Origin of the sequence: Streptomyces sp. NPDC007872, assembly GCF_042868165.1 — a bacterium.
Classification (GTDB): Bacteria; Actinomycetota; Actinomycetes; order Streptomycetales; family Streptomycetaceae; genus Streptomyces.
Genome location: NZ_JBIAEA010000005.1, coordinates 347324 through 364443, shown reverse-complemented (window position 1 = coordinate 364443; position 17120 = coordinate 347324). Strand labels below are relative to the sequence as shown.

The following is a 17120-nucleotide window of genomic DNA, read 5'->3' as shown; positions in this document are numbered from 1 at the left end:
GAGCCGCACCGCCTCCCCTCCGCCGGGTCGCCCGGGGCGTTGAGGATGTGAGTGGATCTTCACGGGGCCGTTAGGATTTCGACCATGGCGGCCACTGGATCCGAGAAGCAGGGGACGAAGGCGTTCTACGTCACGACCCCCATTTACTACGTCAACGACGCTCCTCACCTGGGCCACGCCTACACGACCGTCGCAGGCGACGTGCTCACGCGCTGGCACCGTCAGCGCGGCGAGAAGGTGTGGTACCTCACCGGCACGGACGAGCACGGTCAGAAGATCATGCGCACGGCCGAGGCGAACGACGTCACGCCCCAGGCCTGGTGCGACAAGCTCGTGGAAGAGGCGTGGAAGCCCCTCTGGGAGCACCTGAACATCGCGAACGACGACTTCATCCGCACCACGCAGAAGCGTCACACCGACCGCGTGCAGGAGTTCGTGCAGGACCTGTACGACAAGGACGAGATCTACAAGGGCGGGTACGAGGGCCCGTACTGCGTGGGCTGCGAGGAGTTCAAGCTCCCCGGCGACCTCGTCGAGGCGGAGGACGGCACGAAGCTGTGCCCCGTCCACAAGAGGCCGGTGGAGATCCTCAAGGAGGAGAACTACTTCTTCAAGCTGAGCGCGTACGGCCCGAAGCTCCTGGAGTTCTACGAGGCGAACCCGGGCTTCATCCAGCCGGAGTCGGCCCGCAACGAGGTCGTGAACTTCGTCAAGCAGGGCCTGGACGACCTCTCCATCTCGCGCTCGACGTTCGACTGGGGCATCCCGGTGCCGTGGGACGAGAAGCACGTCATCTACGTGTGGATCGACGCGCTCCTGAACTACGCGACGGCCGTGGGCTACAACGAGAACCCGGCGAAGTTCGAGGAGACGTTCCCGGCGGACGTGCACCTGATCGGCAAGGACATCCTGCGGTTCCACGCGGTGATCTGGCCGGCGATGCTGATGGCGCAGGGCCTGCCGGTCCCGGGCCGGGTGGCGGCCAACGGCTGGCTGATGGTCGGCGGCGAGAAGATGTCGAAGTCGAACCTGACCGGCATCAAGCCGCAGGACCTGACCTCGCACTTCGGCGTGGACGCGTACCGCTGGTACTTCCTGCGGGCGATCGCGTTCGGCCAGGACGGCTCGTTCTCGTGGGAGGACTTCACCGCCCGCTACACGAGCGAGCTGGCGAACGACTACGGCAACCTCGCCTCGCGCGTGGCGGCGATGGTCGGCAAGTACTTCGGCGGCGCGCTGCCGGCGTCGGCGGCGGACGGCGACGCGGAGAAGGCGGTCCAGGACGGCCTGGCGGCGGCGGTCGCCACGGCCGACCGGAAGATCGGCGAGGAGCTCGACTTCCAGGCCGGCATCCTGGCGATCTTCGACTTCGTGAAGCAGGTCAACGGCTACATCACGGAGCAGGAGCCGTGGAAGGTCGCGAAGGACGAGTCGGAGGAGGGCCGCGCCCGCCTGGCGACGATCCTCTACACGGCCGCCGAGTCCCTCCGCGCGGTCGCCGTCCTCCTGAACCCGGTCATGCCGGAGACCTCGCAGGCGCTCTGGGACTCCCTGGGGGCCGAGGCGTCGCTGGGCGCCCTGGCCGCGCAGCCGGTCCAGTCCTCCGCCACATGGGGGCAGCTCCCGGCGGGCGCGACGGTGACGAAGGGCGCGGTGCTGTTCCCGCGCCTGGAGGAGCCGAAGAAGGACTGACGGTCCCGCGACCGTGAACGAAGGCCGCCGCCCCCCGTGCGTACAGGGGGCGGCGGCCTTCGCCGTACGCGCCTCACACCAGGGCGAGGACGGCCACGGCGGGCGCCATGTAGACCAGCGGGAAGGGCACGTGGCCGTACGCGCGGGCACGCAGGACCGTGAGCACGGCCCCGGCGAAGTACAGGACGAGCCCGACGGCGGCCAGGACGCCGACGACGGGTACGGCGTACCCGACGAGCAGCCCGACGGCCCCGGCGAGCTTGACGGCGCCGAGCGCGTTCCACCACGCCCGGGGCACCCCGTACGCGGCGAGCGGCCCGACGACGAACTCGGCCCGCACGAGGACCGCGACCCCGGAGAACCCGGCCGTGAACGCGGCGACGGCGGTGACGACGGTGGCGGTGGTGGACATGACGGGCTCCTTCGACGCTCCCGGCGCCCGACCCGACCGGGCCGGACACCGCACTGACGGAGCGGGGAGGGGAAGTGTGACGGCCGGCGCCCGACGAGGGCCGCGACGGCCACGCCGACGTCCCACCGGCGCTCCGCGACGAAAAGATCCGCAAAGAAACTTCTGCGTGACGCGGAATACCCCTGCCGGGCAGGTGAGTTGATCCGGACATGACTCAGAACCCCGGCCCCCGGCCCCTCTCCGACGACGCGCTCTCCGAGCTCCTGAGCACGCAGCGGTTCGGCACCCTCGCCACCAACAAGAGCAGTGGCCATCCGCACCTGACGACCATGCTCTACGCCTGGGACGCCGAGGAGCGCACCGTGCGGTTCTCCACCACCGCCGACCGCGTCAAGGTCAAGCAGCTCCGGCGCGACCCGCGCGCGGCCGTGCACGTCCCGGGCGGCGACGTCTGGTCGTTCGCCGTGGCCGAGGGCGAGGCCGAGGTCTCCGAGGTCACGACCGCCCCGGGGGACGCCGTCGGACGAGAACTGCTCGCGATGATCCCGGAGTCCATGAGGCCCGAGGACGAGGAGGCGTTCCTGAGCCAACTGGTCGCCGAGCGCCGCGTGGTCATCCGGCTGAAGGTGTCCCGCCTCTACGGGACGGCACTCGACGTCAACGCCTGAACCCGGACGCGGCGACCCGCCGCCTCAACCGCCCGTCGCGTACGCCACGAACCCGGCCCACGCGCCGGGCCCGACCGCGAACTGCGGACCGTCCGCGACCTTGGAGTCACGGACGTGGACGGTGGCGGGGGTGACGGCGATCTCGACGCAGGAGTCGCCTTCACTGCTGCTGCTGTAGCTGCTCTTGAACCACTCCAGGTCAGAGACATCCCCGGTGGAGGTGTTGTGCGTCATGTCTCTCCTAGCAGTCCCTGGATGACGTCGGTGGACTCACTGGGCGTGAGGGCCTGAGTCCGGATGATGCCATAGCGCAATTCCAGGATACGGAGCTGCCGCAGGTCGGTCACCGGCCTTCCATTGGCCACCGCCGGCGAGCGTCCGACGGCCGACCCGTCCTCGAACTTCAGCACCTCGATGCCGCCTGCCAGGCCTGCGTGTTCCTCGCGCGCCATCGGCATCACCTGAAGCTCCACCTGCCGCAACTCGGCCACCTCCAAGAGGTGTTCCAGTTGGTACCGCAACGCTTCCCGCCCACCCAGCGGGCGCCGGAGCGTCCACTCCTCCAGTACGAAACTCAGCTCCGGCGCAGGGTCCCGTCCGAACACCGCCTTACGGGCCACACGCGCCGCCATGTACCGCTCCACCTCGTCCTGCGTGTACGCGGGGCGTCGCATCAGAAGCAGCCCGCGCGCATACTCGGGCGTCTGGAGCAGGCCGTGGATGTTGAGCGGGTCGTAGAGTTGCATCTCGGCCGCCCGAGCCTCCAGCTTGGCCAGGTCCCGCACCTTCTTCGGGTACCGGACCTTCGCCACGTCGTCCTTCATGGCCGACAGCAGCCCGCTCGCGCCGAGGATCTCGTCCGCCCTGTCCAGGAACTCGGAGCGCGGGATCCGCTTCCCGCCCTCGATCTTGTAGACCATGTCCTCGCCGTAACCGACCGCGTCGGCGAACTCGGCGGCCCGCATGCCCACCGCCTCCCGCCGCAGCCTCAACTGCCTCCCCACGGTGGCGATGACGGCGACACCCCAGTCATCGTCCGGGTCGACCTCCCAACTGGGCTCTTCCACCGACATTCCGCACCCCTCCGTCTGTCCTGTTCGGCCGCGTCGCCCCTACCCGTGGCGGGGCTTCGGACAGACCGGACAGCGGTGGACAAGCTCCGGACAGTCACCCTACGTACCGGTGGAGTCACTGTTCACGGTAGCCACGGGCGGCCACGCTCGGTGACGTGAACCAGAAGAACACCACCCGATCCCCTTCCCCCACGCGCGACTTCGGCCTCCTCCTGTCGTCGACGCCGCGCGGCGCCCGGCTCGCCCGGCTGCTCGCCGTCGAGTGGCTGCGGGAGTACGAGCTGCCGTACGGCACGACGGAGGCCGCCGCACAGGTCGTCGCGGAACTCGCGGCGAACGCCGTCACCCACGGGCGAGTCGCCGGCCGGGACTTCCGCCTGACCCTCCGGATCTCGCCGGAGGTTCTGCGGATCGAGGTGACGGACACCCGGGGCGACGAACTCCCCCGGCCGCAACAACCATGCCGGGAGGCCGAGTCGGGGCGCGGACTGCTCCTGGTGGAGGTGCTCGCCGGCCGGTGGGGCGTCGAGCCGGGCCCCGTACCGCAGAAGACGGTCTGGGCCGAACTCGACCTGGCGCCGCGACCGGAGCACGGAAACCCGTGCTCCGGTGGGTCGGGCCGCCTTCCCAAGGAACGAGGAGAGGGAAAGAACCCTCACCGAACCCCACCCCTTCCCGCCCCGTCGGGCACTCACTCTCAGGAGTGAATAACGCCGAAATCGCTGGTTGAAGGGTGGGTTGTCGGTTCTATCCTCAGCGCGATCGGCATATGCCCGCAGACATACGTCGGCCCCCGCCGGAACTGGCATTCCAAAGGCGGGGGCCTGACCACCAAGGAACTAGAGGCTTCCTGATGGGTACCCAGAACACTAGCGCGCGCCCCTACGCCCCGTCCCGCAACGGCAGGCAAAACCGCCCCGTGAAGCTCGGCATGAGGTCCGTCCGCGCCGGTGGCGTCATCCACGAGAACGTCCGTCACACCACCCGGTTCACGGTGGTCGGCAACCACCTCTCCCAGCACGCCGAGCTGTCCCTCGTGGCCATCGGCCTGGCCGTGCACATCCAGTCGCTGCCCGGCGGGGCGCCCGTCGACATCAAGAGCCTCGTCAGGCGCTTCCCCGAGGGGGCGTGCCGGATCGCCGGCGGGCTGCGCGAGCTGGAGACCCACGGCTACCTGCGCCGCGAGCGGGAGCGGGACGAGGCCGGGAGGATCGTCACGCGCACGATCTCCTGCAACCACCCGGGGCGGTCGGCCGCCGACGAGGAGGCGGTCCGCAGGGCCCCGGCCCGCCGTACGGAGGCCCCGCGCCGGGCCCTGCCCGCCGTACCGCAGCCCGCGTACCCGGCCCCGGACCTCCTGGAGACGGCCCTCGGCGTCCTCGCCGGCCTGCGGCGCGAGGATCCCCGCCTGCACCTGTCGGCCGCCGAGACCGAGCACCTGGCGCCGGGGGTCGTCGCCTGGCTGGAGCGCGACCTCACGCCGGAGGCCGTCCAGCGGGTCCTGACCTTCGCCCTGCCCCAGGAACCCCTGCACCGCCCGGCCGCCCTCCTGGCCCACCGCCTGACCGACCGGCTCCCGCCCCTGCCCCCGCTCGGCCCCCGGGACCCAGAGACCCCCCGGCACCCCCTCCAGAACTGCGACACCTGCGACCGCGCCTTCCGCGCTCCCGGACCCGGCACCTGCGGCGCCTGCCGCACCTGACGGTCCTCCGCGACACCACACCCGAGGAACTTCATGGTCAACCCACCGCACGAAGCGATGCACCACATCTTCCGGCACGACCTCCACCTCTTCAGCCGACTGAGGGACGTGCTGGGCCTCCCCCTCCCGGACGCCGTCGAGGCGGTCGTCCTACCGAACGACCTCACCGAGACGCGGCCGGTCGAGCGCCGCGTCGACACCCTCCTGCGGCTCGACAGCGCTCAGGACGGCTCCCTCCTCCTCGCCATCGAGGCACAGGGCAGGAAGGACCCGTCCAAGCCGGCGAGCTGGGCCTACTACGTCTCCTACCTGTGGACGAAGTACGGGCTGCCGACCGTCCTGCTGGTGGTCTGCCAGGACCGGGCCACCGCGGAGTGGGCCGGTCTGCCGGTCTCCAGCGGGCCCGCCTACATGCCCACCCTCAGCGTCCGGCCGATCGTCGTGGGCCCGCACAACATGCCCGTCATCACCGACCCGGCCAAGGCCGCCGAGGACCTGGCGCTGGCCACCCTGTCGGCCGTTACGCACGCGGGTGATCCGGACATCGGTGCCATACTGAAGGCACTGTCCACCGCGCTGCGGGACGTTCCCGAGAACGTCGCCGACCCGATCATCGAATTCACCGCACAAGGGCTGAGCAAGCGCCCAGCCCAGGACCTCTGGAGGACCCTGGTGGCCGTGGACCTCTCCTTCTACAAGTCGTACCTCGCCGAAGAGATCCGGGACGAAGGCCGGGCCGAGGGCAAAGCCGAAGGCAAGGCCGAGGGCAAGGCCGAAGGACGCGCCCAGGCGAGCGCCGACGCCATACTGCTGGTCCTGGAGCAGCGCGGCCTCGACGTGTCCGACGACGTCCGCGCCCGTGTGACCGGCTGCGACGACCCCGAGACGCTGCGCGGCTGGCTGGCCCGCGCCGTCACGGCCGCCTCGGCGGAGGAGATCTTCGCGGAGGAGTAGTCCGGTCGGATGGACGGAAGGGTCTGAGGAGGCACGCCCTCCTCAGACCCTTCCGTCACGACCGCCCCGGCGGGGCCGTCGCTCCGTACCGGACACGAACTCCCGCACGCCCCGCATCCGCGTGCCGGTTCCGTGCGGCTGGCTCCACGTCGCCCTGGACCGTCACTTCGCCGCCCGCCCGACATGACAAGCTCGTTTTTCTGTTCGTTGCTCGTGTGAACGTGCGCATGGCAGCATGCGGGCGTGAGGGACCACGGGGATGACAGCGGGGACGGCGTGCCGAAGCCTCGACGGGTTTCGAGACTGACAGAGCTGACGGAGATGGCGGACACGCCGGTTCCGCCCGCACCGGCCACGCTCGCGCCGTCGGCACCGGAGCCGGTTCCGGCCGCTTCGGAACAGGCCGGGCCGGACGGCACGATCGCGGTGGCCCGGCGCGCGTTTGCGCGTTTGCTCGGGGAGTTCCGGCGCACCGCCGTCCTGGTGCCGTTCGACGAGCGGGAGAGTCTGTGGACCGCGGACTTCAACGGGGTGCGGTGGATCTGCGCGTTCTCGGACGAGGAGGCGCTGGCGCGGTTCGCGGTCGCGCGCGGGGAGGCGGGGCGGGCGTGGACGTACCGGACGATCCTCGGCGCACGGCTCCTTGACGTGATGGTGCCGATGCTGCCCGGCCCGGGCGGGGTCGCGCTGGACGCGGGCAGTGCGGACGGGACGCTGTTCCCGCCGGTCGCGGGGATCGTGCCGGACGAGGTCGCGGTGGACCTCGGGGAGACGGACAGGGGGGCGGGGGAACAGTGAGCGGGAACGAACCCGAGCTCGCGGCGCCGACGGCGGCGCTCGCGGAGATCGCCAAGGGCATCGACCTGGCGCACGCCGAGCTGAAGGATCTCGGCATGACCGGTCAGGCGTCGGTGGGCCGGGGGTTCTCCGATCTCGCCCTTTCGGGCCTCGAGTTGGGGCACGGCGGGCTGACGTCGGAGTTCGGGACCTTCTGCGACCGGTGGGAGTGGGGCGTACGCGCCCTGACCCTGCGGGGCAACGGCTTCGCCCAGGCCGTCGGTCTGTCGGCCGGCTCGTTCGCCGAGCAGGAGCGGTACATCAAGGACTCGTTCAAGATCGGGGTGAACTCGGTCAACGGCAACCCCCACCTCTCCGAGGACGACGTCAAGAAGATGAGCTGGGAGACCGTCCGCGACCAGCACGCCTGGGACGGAGCCGACTGGAGCAAGGAGTCGTTCACCGACGCCCACCAGGAGGTGAAGCAGACCTGGAAGAACACCGCGTACGACGTCGAGGACGCGCTGCTCGACTCGATGGAGCGCTCGGGCGCCCTTGACCCGGGGCTGCGGAACGCGATGGACGAGGAGCTCAAGGACACCCTCGATCCCGACAGCGCGACGGTCGAGCAGGCCGAGCAGCCGCGGTGGGGGGAGAACCGCTGATGCCGGACTGGGGAGGCCTGTTCGACAAGGGCATCGACAAGGTCGGTGACGGCATCGACAAGGGCAAGGAGCTCGTCGGCGAGGGCGTCGACTACGTGACCGACAAGACCGGTCAGGCCCTGGACAAGGTGGGGGCGCACGACTGGGCGGACGCGGTCGAGGACTGGGGCGACGAGACCGCCTCCTCCCTCGGCGCGCAGGTCGGGGAGCAGCAGCTCGGGCAGAGCGAGGAGGCGGACGAGCTCGTCCACGGCAAGCCGGAGAAGATCGCGGAGGCGGTGAAGAACCTCCGGGACTTCCAGAAGGCGTTCGACCTGGTCGGCGGCGGGATGCGGAAGCTGGACGCCGGACACTGGAAGGGCGAGGCGGCCGAGGCGTTCCGGAAGAGGTTCCAGGCCCTGCCGACCGACTGGCTGCGCGCGGCGGACGCGATGGAGGACGCGGCCAAGGCGTTGGAGACGTACTCCAGGGCGGTCGTGAGCGCGCAGGGCAAGGCCCGCGAGGCGATCGCGCTGTACAAGGAGGGCGACAAGGACTCCAAGGAGGCCGTCGACGCCTACAACAAGAAGGTCGACGCCTACAACGCGGCCCGTGAGGGGGACAGTCCGCTGCCCCGCCCCGAGGCGTTCTCGGATCCCGGCAAGGCCAAGCGGCAGCGGGCCCGGGAGGTCCTGGACGACGCGCGCAAGGCCCGCAACGAGGCCGGGGAGACGGCGACGGCGGCGGTCCGCGCGGCGCTCGCCCACGCGCCGAAGGAGCCGACGGGCCGCGAGCGGGCCGAGCTGGAGCTGTTCGACTACGGCGTGGGCCAGGGCGTCGAACTGGCCCACTTCGGCGGCGGCATCGTCAAGGGAACGGCCGGGCTGATCAACTTCGTCCGCTCGGTGAGCCCGGTGGACTCGTACAACCTGACCCACCCGGCGGAGTACTACAAGGGCGTCAACACGACGCTCGCCGGCCTGGTGTCCTCGGCGGCGAACCCCGACCGGACCCTGAAGAACGCCTGGGACGCGGCGAAGGGCGACCCGTCGGAGTTCCTCGGCCGGCTCGTGCCGGAGGTGATCGGCACCAAGGGGGCGGGGCTCGCGCGCAGCGGCGTACGGCTCGGCCTGAACGGGGCCAGGCACCTGCCCGAGCCGAGGAAGCCGGGCGGCGCCGTCGAACCGGAGAAGCCGGGGAGCAGCCGCGGGGACCACGAGAAGGACCCGGACAACCAGAGCAACAAGTGCCGCGAGAACGTCTGCGACGGCGACCCGGTGGACATGGCGTCCGGCCGCGTCCTGCTGCCGCAGACGGACATCGCGCTCCCCGGCTCGCTGCCGCTGGTCTTCCGGCGCGTCTTCGACTCCTCGCACCGTTCGGGTCGCTGGTTCGGCCCGACGTGGTCGTCGACGGTGGACCAGCGCCTGGAGATCGACGCGGAGGGCGTCGTCTTCGGTTGCGACGAGGGCAGCCTCCTCGCCTACCCGCACCCCGCTCCCGGGGTCCCGGTCATGCCCACGCACGGCCGGCGATGGCCGCTGGACCGGGTCGGGGACGGCTACACGATCACCGACCCCGACACCCGCACGGTCCGGCACTTCGCCGACCACGGCGACGGGCTCGCGCTCCTGGTCCAGATCGACGACCGCAACGGCAACTGGATCGCCTTCGAGTACGACGGGGCAGGCGCCCCGACGTCGGTCGTCCACCACGGCGGCTACCACCTGAGGCTGACCACGGACGAGGGCCGCGTGACCGCCCTCCACCTCGCAGGCGCGGCGCCGGACGGCTCCGACCAGGAGATCCTGCGCTACGGCTACACCGACGGGCACCTGACCGAGGTCGTCAACTCCTCCGGGCGGCCCCTGCGCTTCGGCTGCGACGAGCACGGCCGCATCACGTCGTGGACCGACACCAACGGCAGCCGCTTCGACTACGTCTACGACGACCGGGACCGCTGCACCTACCAGACGGGCACCAACGGCCACGTCGAATCCCGCTTCACCTGGGAGGACCCCGATCCGGGGACCGGCCTCAGGACGACGTCCCTCACCAACGGCCAGGGGCACACGAAACGGTTCGTCGTCGACGAGCGCTCCAAGGTCGTCGCCGAGATCGACCCCCTGGGCGCGGCCACCCGCTTCGCGTACGACCGCCGGGGCCGCCTGCTGTCCCGGACGGATCCGCTGGGGCACGTCAGCCGCACCGCCTACGACGAGCAGGGCCGTCCGACGTCCGTGGAGCGTCCGGACGGGCGGCGGGCGCGGGCCGAGTACGACGAGGACGGCTTTCCGGTGCGGATCGTCGGCGCCGACGGCAACGCCGTGCGCCAGACCTTCGACGCACGCGGCAACCGCACGTCGGTGACGGCTCCCTCGGGGGCCCGGACGGAGTTCGCGTACGACGGGGCGGGGCGGCTCACCTCGGTGACGGATCCGCTCGGCGCCACCACCCGGCTCGTCCCTGACGTCCGGGGCCTGCCCGTCGAGGTCACCGACCCGCTGGGGGCCACGACCCGGTACGAGCACGACGCCTTCGGGCGCACGGTCCGGGTCACCGATCCCCTCGGCGCGGTCACACGCCTGGAGTGGACGGTGGAGGGCCTGCCGTCCCGGCGCGTCGCGCCCGACGGGACGGTGGAGTCCTGGACGTACGACGGCGAGGGCAACTGCCTGAGCCACACGGACGCGAGGGGCGGCACGACCCGCTTCACGTACACCGACTTCGACCTGCTGACCTCCCGCACGGACCCGGACGGGGTGCGGTACGCGTTCACGCACGACACGGACCTGCGGCTGACGCGGGTGACGAACCCGCAGGGTCTGACCTGGGACTACGCCTACGATCCGGCGGGCCGGACCCTGTCCGAGACGGACTTCGACGGGCGGGTTCTGGGGTACGCGTACGACGCGGCGGGCCGGCTGGTGGCGCGGACGAACGGCCTCGGCCAGACGGTCCGGTTCGAGCGGGACGCGCTCGGCCGGATCGTCCGCAAGGACGCCGAGGGCGCGGTCAGCACGTACGAGTACGACGTCTTCGACGAGCTGGCCGTGGCGACGAACCCGGACGCGCGGCTGGAACGTCTGCGGGACCGTTACGGCCGGCTGGTGTCGGAGACGGTCAACGGGCGGACGCTGTCGTACGCGTACGACGGGGCGGGTCGGCGGGTGGGGAGGACGACGCCGGGCGGTTCGGTCAGCACGTGGGCGTACGACGCGGCGGGACGCAGGACGAGCCTCACCGCGTCTGGGCGCGAACTGTCCTTCTCCTTCGACGCGTTGGGGCGGGAGGTGGAGCGCTCGGTCGCGGACTTCGTGTCGCTGACGTCGTCGTACGACGTGATGGGCCGGCTGACGGCGCAGGAGGTCACGTCGGTCCGGGGCGGCGGCCGTCTCCAGCACCGCGCGTACGACTACCGCGCGGACGGCGGCCTGGTCGCCGTCACGGACGGCCTCTCGGGGACGCGCCGCTTCGACCTCGACGGGGCCGGGCGGGTCACGGCGGTGCGGGCGGACCGGTGGACGGAGCGGTACGCGTACGACGAGGCCGGCAACCAGACGGAGGCGGAGTGGCCGTCCGGGCACCCGGCCCACTCGGCGACGGGTCCGCGCGCGTACGAGGGCACGCGGATCACCCGGGCGGGGGCGGTCCGCTACGAGCACGACGAGCAGGGCCGGATCGTCCTGCGCCGGAAGGCCCGCCTGTCGCGGAAGCCCGACACCTGGCGGTACGCGTGGGACGCGGAGGACCGGCTGAGGTCGGTGACGACGCCGGACGGCACGGTCTGGAGCTACGCGTACGACCCGCTGGGCCGCCGCATATCCAAGCGGTCCCCTTCCGAGACGGTCCACTTCACGTGGGACGGCACGACCCTCTGCGAGCAGACGACCGAGAACGTCGTCCTGACCTGGGACCACGCGGGGCTGCGGCCCCTGTCCCAGACGGAACGCCGCACGGACACGGACGACGAGCGCTTCTTCGCCGTCGTCACCGACCTGATCGGCACCCCGACCGAACTCGTCGACGAGTCCGGCGCCCTGGCCTGGCGCACCCGCTCCACCCTCTGGGGCACGACCACCTGGACCCGAGACGCCACGACGTACACCCCGCTCCGCTTCCCGGGCCAGTACTTCGACCCGGAGTCGGGGCTCCACTACAACTACTTCCGGTATTACGACCCGGAAAGCGCCCGCTATCTCTCCACGGACCCTCTGGGCCTCGCCCCGGCCCCGAACCCGGCCACGTACGTCCACAACCCACACACGTGGGGCGACCCGCTGGGGCTCGCGCCTGACGGATGTCCCCCCGAGGAACACCTCTTTCGCGGTACGACCACAGGATTCGGCGCGAGCGACGGCACGGCAGCATCAGGTTTCACTCCTACGTCAACCGATCCTGGGGTGGCAACGGTATTCGCCCGACACTCGGAGCAATACGGAGATGCAGTGGTGCACCTCATACCGAGAAGCGCATTGGAGGGGATTCCCACAGAACGCGGTTTCATTCCACCAGAGGCAGAAGTTGCGGTAGGCCTACCAGCAGCCGAACTAGCCGGACGCGCCGGAGCGACGATCCCTTCCAATACCGCCAGAGACATACTTGCCGAGATGGGTGTACACGTCCCAAAGATTAAAAACTACGGGGACATCAGTGATGCTCTCAGGTTCGACGTGCCTAAACTGACCGCCGAGCAGATAGCCAGATTCATCCAGGAGTCGTACCGACATGCCGGAAACCAGTAAGCTGCAGATTTACTCTATCGAGCAGGAGAACGCCGACGGTGGCATCTGCGTCGTTCGCTGCATCGGCGGCGTTGCACGGGTCGGACAGATTTTTGTTGCGCAAGGGGAAGAATCAGACAGACCACCTCAGCGGTACACTCTGGAACGAATTGATCGGTATAACAGGAGGGTCGAATTCTTCGATCCTCCGCACAACGCACGAGTGCACCTGTCGGGCCGTCCGCTCGCCGGGCTGAGCGAGGGATCGATACTGGTGTCGCTTGAAGAGAAATCTCTCGGATACTCCGACGCCATTCCGGATGACGACTTCAGTTGAGATCCATAGGGCCCGGAACCGTACCCACGGTTCCGGGCCCCTCGTCAGTACGACCTACCGCTTACCGCGCCGCGTCCGGATGCACCGACTCCGTCACCGGGCGGCCCTCCGTCACCTTCGGCTCCACCGGCTTGCGGAGCTGGATGTTCAGCTCGCGCAGGCGGGCCTCCTCCAGTTCCGTGGGGGCGCCCATCATGAGGTCCTGGGCGTTACCGTTGAGGGGGAAGGCGATGGTCTCGCGGATGTTGGGCTCGTCCGCGAGGAGCATGACGATGCGGTCCACGCCCGGGGCGATGCCGCCGTGCGGCGGGGCGCCGAACTGGAAGGCGCGGAGCATGCCCGCGAACTCGGTCTCGACGGTCTCGCGGGAGTAGCCCGCGATCTCGAAGGCCTTGAACATGATGTCGGGCTCGTGGTTCCGGATCGCGCCGGAGGAGAGCTCGATGCCGTTGCAGACGATGTCGTACTGCCAGCCGAGGACGTCCAGCGGGTCCTGGGTCTCCAGGGCCTCCAGGCCGCCCTGCGGCATCGAGAACGGGTTGTGCGAGAAGTCGATCTTGCCGGTCTCCTCGTCCTTCTCGTACATCGGGAAGTCCACGATCCACGCGAAGCGGAAGACGTTCTCCTCGAACTGCCCGGCGCGCTTGGCGGCCTCGACCCGGACCGGGCCCATGATCTTGGAGACCTCGTCGAACTCGCCGGCGCCGAAGAAGACGGCGTGGCCGGGCTCCAGGCCCAGGCGCTCGGTGAGGACCTTGACGTTCTCCTCGGTGAGGAACTTGGCGATGGGGCCGGTGAGGGCGCCGCCCTCGCCGACGCGGATCCAGGCCAGGCCCTTCGCGCCGAGCGAGATCGCGTAGTCGCCGAGGCCGTCGAAGAACTTGCGCGGCTGGTCGCCGGTGTCCGGGACGGCGAGCGCGCGCACGTGCTTGCCGGCGAACGCCTTGAACTCGGAGTGCGCGAACACGTCGGTGAGGTCGACCAGTTCGAGCGAGGTGCGCAGGTCCGGCTTGTCGTTGCCGTACTTCAGCATCGACTCGCGGAACGGGATCCGCGGGAACGGCGAGGTGACGTGGCGGCCGCCGCCGAACTCCTCGAAGAGCTCCGTCATGAGCTTCTCGATCGGCTGGAAGACGTCCTCCTGCTCGACGAAGCTCATCTCGACGTCGAGCTGGTAGAACTCGCCCGGCGAGCGGTCGGCGCGGGCGTCCTCGTCGCGGAAGCAGGGCGCGATCTGGAAGTAGCGGTCGAAGCCCGAGATCATCAGGAGCTGCTTGAACTGCTGCGGGGCCTGCGGCAGCGCGTAGAACTTGCCCGGGTTCAGACGGGACGGGACGACGAAGTCGCGGGCGCCCTCGGGGGAGGTCGCGGTGAGGATCGGGGTCGCCATCTCGTTGAAGCCGAGGGCCACCATCTTGGAGCGGATGGCGGCGATGACGGCCGAGCGCAGCATGATGTTGCGGTGCATGCGCTCGCGGCGCAGGTCGAGGAAGCGGTACTCCAGGCGCCGCTCCTCGTTGACGCCGTCGTCGGCGTTGATGGTGAAGGGGATCTGCTGGGCGGCGCCCAGGATCTCGACCTCCGCGACCTCGACCTCGACCTCGCCGGTGGGCAGCTCGGCGTTGACGTTCTCCGCGCCGCGCGAGACGACCTTGCCGTCGACGCGGACGACGGACTCCTTGGTCAGCTTGTCGAGCGCCTCGTACGCGGCGGTGCCGGGCCGGGCGACGAGCTGCGTGATGCCGTAGTGGTCGCGCAGATCGATGAAGAGGATGCCGCCCAGGTCGCGCCGATTGTGCAGCCAGCCGCTCAGCCGGACGTCGGTGCCGACGTCAGAGGCGCGGAGCTCGCCGCAGGTGTGGGACCTGTACCGATGCATCGTCGTTCATCCAGTCTTCGGGATCGATGGTGAAGGGCTTGACGGTGTCAAGGTTTCCCAGCCTACCGGCCGGGCCGGGATCGCTCCCCGGACACCGTCGGTGGCGGCCCGCGGTCCGGTATTCATAAAGTGGGGCAATGCGCACCGAGGACGTCCTGGCCGCGATCGCGACCGGCCTGTGGCGCTGGGACAACGCGTCCGGGACCGTCTCGCTCGACGCCGAGGCGGCCCGGCTGCTCGGGCTGCCCGCCGAGCGCGTGCGGCTCAGCGAGGCGGCCGTACGCTCCCGTTTCCATCCGGTCGACTGGAACGAGATCGACGGGGTGGTGAACCTCGCCGTCGCCGAGGGCACCCTCGCCGAGTCCCGGCTGCGGATCATGGACGAGCACGGGCGGGTGATCCGTACCGTACGGAGCCGGTCCAGGCCGCTGGTCGAGGGGAACGACCACCAGCTCGTCGGCACCCTCCAGGAGGTCGCCGAGCCGGCGCCGGGCACCGCCGTCCGCACCCCGGTCACCGGTGACTGGCGCCGCTCCCGGGAGGCCTTCCTGCTCGACGCGGGCCGGGCGCTCGCCGAGGCGCGGTCGACGGCCGAGGTGCTGCGGGTGGCCGCCTCCCTGTCCATGCCGGGCTTCTCGCCGGACGGGCTCGCCGTCTTCGGGGTCGCGGGCGACCGGCTGACGATCATCGGGCACCACGGGCAGAGCCACGACGACGAGGGGCCCTTCGCGTCGATGGCGCTCGACACCGACTACCCGGCGGCCGAGGTGGTCCGCACGGGCCGGGCGATCTACCTGCCGTCGCCCGAGGAGTACCTGCGCCGCTTCCCCGTGACCTGGCCGCTCGCCCAGCGCTTCGGGCGCCGCTCGTGGGCCTTCGTGCCGCTGGTCGTCGCCGGGCGCACGCTGGGCGCCTGGATGGCGGCCTTCAAGCACCCGGTGGCCTTCACGCCCGACGAGCGCTCGGTGCTGACGACGGTGGCGCGGATGCTGGCGCAGGCCCTCGCACGCGCGGGCGTGGCCGAGTCGGAGCGCGAGCTGTCCCTCGGCCTCCAGCGGACGATGATGCCGGTCCTGGGGCCGGGGATCCCGGGCCTGCGGGTGGCCGCGCGGTACGTGCCGACCGGCGGCGGGCTCCAGGTCGGCGGCGACTGGTACGACATGATCCGGCTGCCCGGCGGCGCCTCGCGCCCCGACGGGGGCGGCGCGGGCCGGATCGCCCTGGTCATCGGGGACGTGCAGGGGCACGACGTGCGGGCGGCCGGCCTGATGGGACAGCTCAGGATCGCCCTGCGCGCGTACGCCTCGGAGGGGCACCGGCCGGACGCGGTCCTCTCCCGGGCCTCGCGCTTCCTGTACGGGATCACGGACGGTGACGACGGGGAGGACGAGCACGGGCCGCGGTTCGCGACCTGCCTGTACCTGGAGGTCGACCTGGAGACGGGGACGGTGGACATCGCGCGGGCGGGGCACCCCGACCCGGCGGTGCGGACGAACGACGGGACGGTGCTGCTGCGGCCCACGGCCGGCGGCCTGCCCCTCGGCGTCGAACCCGACACCGACTACCCCACCACCCGGATCGCGCTCGACCCCGGCGAGACCCTGATGATCTGCACCGACGGGCTCCTGGAGACCGGCGGGCACGACCTGGACACCGGCTGGGAGCGGGTCAGGAAGCTCCTGGAGTCCCACGACGGCGAGGACCTGGAGGAGCTCGCCGACATCCTCGTGGAGGCCGTCCACGGACCCGGCTCGCACCACACCACGGGCCCGCTCGCGGACCGGCGCGAGGACGACATCGCCGTCCTGCTGCTCTCCCGCCGCCCCGCCGGGACCGTACGGGAGGCCCCGCGCCGCACCCTGATGACGATCGCCCAGGCGGAGCCGGAGCGGATCGCGGAGGCGCGGGAGCAGGTGCGGCAGCTCCTGCACGACTGGGCGGACGAGGACCAGCTCGACTCGGCGGTCCTGATGGTCTCCGAGATGGTCACCAACGTCCTCGTCCACACGGACGGCGACGCGCTCCTGGTCGCGGAGGTCGCCTGCGACGGGACGTCCCGGCGGCTGCGCGTGGAGGTCTCCGACACCAGCGACGAGCTGCCGCACCGGCGCCGGCCGGGCGAGATGGCGTCCAGCGGGCGCGGCCTGGTCCTGATGGAGATGCTGGCGCACGCGTGGGGGGTCGACCCGCGCGGCGAGGGCAAGTCGATCTGGTTCGAGCTGAACGAGCCGGGGACGACGGAGGGCTGCTGCGGGTAG

At 70.8% G+C, this 17120-nt stretch carries 14 protein-coding genes; 10 read left to right on the top strand and 4 right to left on the bottom strand.

The genetic code is table 11. From position 1 onward, the window contains the following. Positions 1-84 precede the first annotated feature (84 nt). On the top strand, positions 85-1692 hold the full coding sequence (metG, locus tag ACFYNX_RS20250) for a methionine--tRNA ligase (protein ID WP_388662984.1): 1608 nt from the start codon (positions 85-87) through the stop codon (positions 1690-1692). A 73-nt stretch (positions 1693-1765) separates the two neighbouring features. Here the strand turns inward: metG and ACFYNX_RS20245 are convergent, their stop codons facing one another. Continuing rightward, positions 1766-2104, bottom strand: coding sequence for a DoxX family protein (locus ACFYNX_RS20245; RefSeq protein WP_388662982.1), 339 nt, complete (start codon positions 2102-2104; stop codon positions 1766-1768). A gap of 209 nt (positions 2105-2313) precedes the next feature. Here ACFYNX_RS20245 and ACFYNX_RS20240 point away from each other — a divergent pair, with 209 nt between their 5' ends. Further along, entirely contained in the window at positions 2314-2772 is a 459-nt protein-coding gene (locus tag ACFYNX_RS20240) for a PPOX class F420-dependent oxidoreductase (RefSeq protein WP_388662980.1), read from the top strand. 24 nt (positions 2773-2796) lie between these two features. On the opposite strand, the gene ACFYNX_RS20235 is transcribed toward ACFYNX_RS20240, so the two are convergent. Together ACFYNX_RS20235 and ACFYNX_RS20230 are read right to left on the bottom strand one after the other, a co-directional pair. Then, positions 2797-3006 carry a DUF397 domain-containing protein gene (locus tag ACFYNX_RS20235; protein WP_388662978.1) on the bottom strand — a complete coding sequence of 70 codons (210 nt, stop codon included), beginning with the start codon at positions 3004-3006 and terminating at the stop codon, positions 2797-2799. After that, on the bottom strand, positions 3003-3845 hold the full coding sequence (locus ACFYNX_RS20230) for a helix-turn-helix domain-containing protein (RefSeq protein WP_388662976.1): 843 nt from the start codon (positions 3843-3845) through the stop codon (positions 3003-3005). The genes ACFYNX_RS20235 and ACFYNX_RS20230 overlap by 4 nt, the downstream gene beginning before the upstream one ends. A 155-nt stretch (positions 3846-4000) precedes the next feature. Here ACFYNX_RS20230 and ACFYNX_RS20225 point away from each other — a divergent pair, with 155 nt between their 5' ends. The 7 genes from ACFYNX_RS20225 (at position 4001) to ACFYNX_RS20195 (ending at position 12983) form a co-directional block, all read left to right on the top strand. Next, entirely contained in the window at positions 4001-4552 is a 552-nt protein-coding gene (locus tag ACFYNX_RS20225; RefSeq protein ID WP_388662974.1) for an ATP-binding protein, read from the top strand. A 146-nt stretch (positions 4553-4698) separates the two neighbouring features. Further along, positions 4699-5547 (top strand): helix-turn-helix domain-containing protein, encoded by an 849-nt coding sequence (locus ACFYNX_RS20220; RefSeq protein ID WP_388662972.1) that lies wholly within the window; start codon positions 4699-4701, stop codon positions 5545-5547. 33 nt (positions 5548-5580) lie between these two features. Continuing rightward, positions 5581-6501 (top strand): hypothetical protein, encoded by a 921-nt coding sequence (locus tag ACFYNX_RS20215; RefSeq protein ID WP_388662970.1) that lies wholly within the window; start codon positions 5581-5583, stop codon positions 6499-6501. Positions 6502-6744: 243 nt separating this feature from the next. Continuing rightward, positions 6745-7299 carry an SseB family protein gene (locus ACFYNX_RS20210; protein ID WP_388662968.1) on the top strand — a complete coding sequence of 185 codons (555 nt, stop codon included), beginning with the start codon at positions 6745-6747 and terminating at the stop codon, positions 7297-7299. Further along, complete coding sequence (locus ACFYNX_RS20205) at positions 7296-7943, top strand: hypothetical protein (protein ID WP_388662966.1); 648 nt, start codon at positions 7296-7298, stop codon at positions 7941-7943. The genes ACFYNX_RS20210 and ACFYNX_RS20205 overlap by 4 nt, the downstream gene beginning before the upstream one ends. Further along, entirely contained in the window at positions 7943-12667 is a 4725-nt protein-coding gene (locus ACFYNX_RS20200) for a putative T7SS-secreted protein (protein ID WP_388662964.1), read from the top strand. The genes ACFYNX_RS20205 and ACFYNX_RS20200 overlap by 1 nt, the downstream gene beginning before the upstream one ends. Beyond that, entirely contained in the window at positions 12651-12983 is a 333-nt protein-coding gene (locus ACFYNX_RS20195) for a hypothetical protein (RefSeq protein WP_388662962.1), read from the top strand. Before ACFYNX_RS20200 ends, ACFYNX_RS20195 begins: the two co-directional genes overlap by 17 nt. 61 nt (positions 12984-13044) lie before the next feature. Here the strand turns inward: ACFYNX_RS20195 and aspS are convergent, their stop codons facing one another. Next, positions 13045-14862, bottom strand: a complete 1818-nt coding sequence (aspS, locus tag ACFYNX_RS20190; protein ID WP_365539718.1) for an aspartate--tRNA ligase — start codon at positions 14860-14862, stop codon at positions 13045-13047. A 137-nt stretch (positions 14863-14999) separates the two neighbouring features. Between aspS and ACFYNX_RS20185 the strand changes: the two genes are divergently transcribed. Continuing rightward, a complete protein-coding gene (locus tag ACFYNX_RS20185) occupies positions 15000-17120 on the top strand; it encodes a SpoIIE family protein phosphatase (RefSeq protein WP_365539719.1) in 2121 nt (706 codons plus the stop codon).

Coding starts and splice junctions, on each gene's coding strand:
- metG (WP_388662984.1), top strand. CDS start 85: ATGGCGGCCACTGGATCCGAGAAGCAGGGGACGAAGGCGTTCTACGTC.
- ACFYNX_RS20245 (WP_388662982.1), bottom strand. CDS start 2,104: ATGTCCACCACCGCCACCGTCGTCACCGCCGTCGCCGCGTTCACGGCC.
- ACFYNX_RS20240 (WP_388662980.1), top strand. CDS start 2,314: ATGACTCAGAACCCCGGCCCCCGGCCCCTCTCCGACGACGCGCTCTCC.
- ACFYNX_RS20235 (WP_388662978.1), bottom strand. CDS start 3,006: ATGACGCACAACACCTCCACCGGGGATGTCTCTGACCTGGAGTGGTTC.
- ACFYNX_RS20230 (WP_388662976.1), bottom strand. CDS start 3,845: ATGTCGGTGGAAGAGCCCAGTTGGGAGGTCGACCCGGACGATGACTGG.
- ACFYNX_RS20220 (WP_388662972.1), top strand. CDS start 4,699: ATGGGTACCCAGAACACTAGCGCGCGCCCCTACGCCCCGTCCCGCAAC.
- ACFYNX_RS20215 (WP_388662970.1), top strand. CDS start 5,581: ATGGTCAACCCACCGCACGAAGCGATGCACCACATCTTCCGGCACGAC.
- ACFYNX_RS20200 (WP_388662964.1), top strand. CDS start 7,943: ATGCCGGACTGGGGAGGCCTGTTCGACAAGGGCATCGACAAGGTCGGT.
- ACFYNX_RS20195 (WP_388662962.1), top strand. CDS start 12,651: ATGCCGGAAACCAGTAAGCTGCAGATTTACTCTATCGAGCAGGAGAAC.
- aspS (WP_365539718.1), bottom strand. CDS start 14,862: ATGCATCGGTACAGGTCCCACACCTGCGGCGAGCTCCGCGCCTCTGAC.
- ACFYNX_RS20185 (WP_365539719.1), top strand. CDS start 15,000: ATGCGCACCGAGGACGTCCTGGCCGCGATCGCGACCGGCCTGTGGCGC.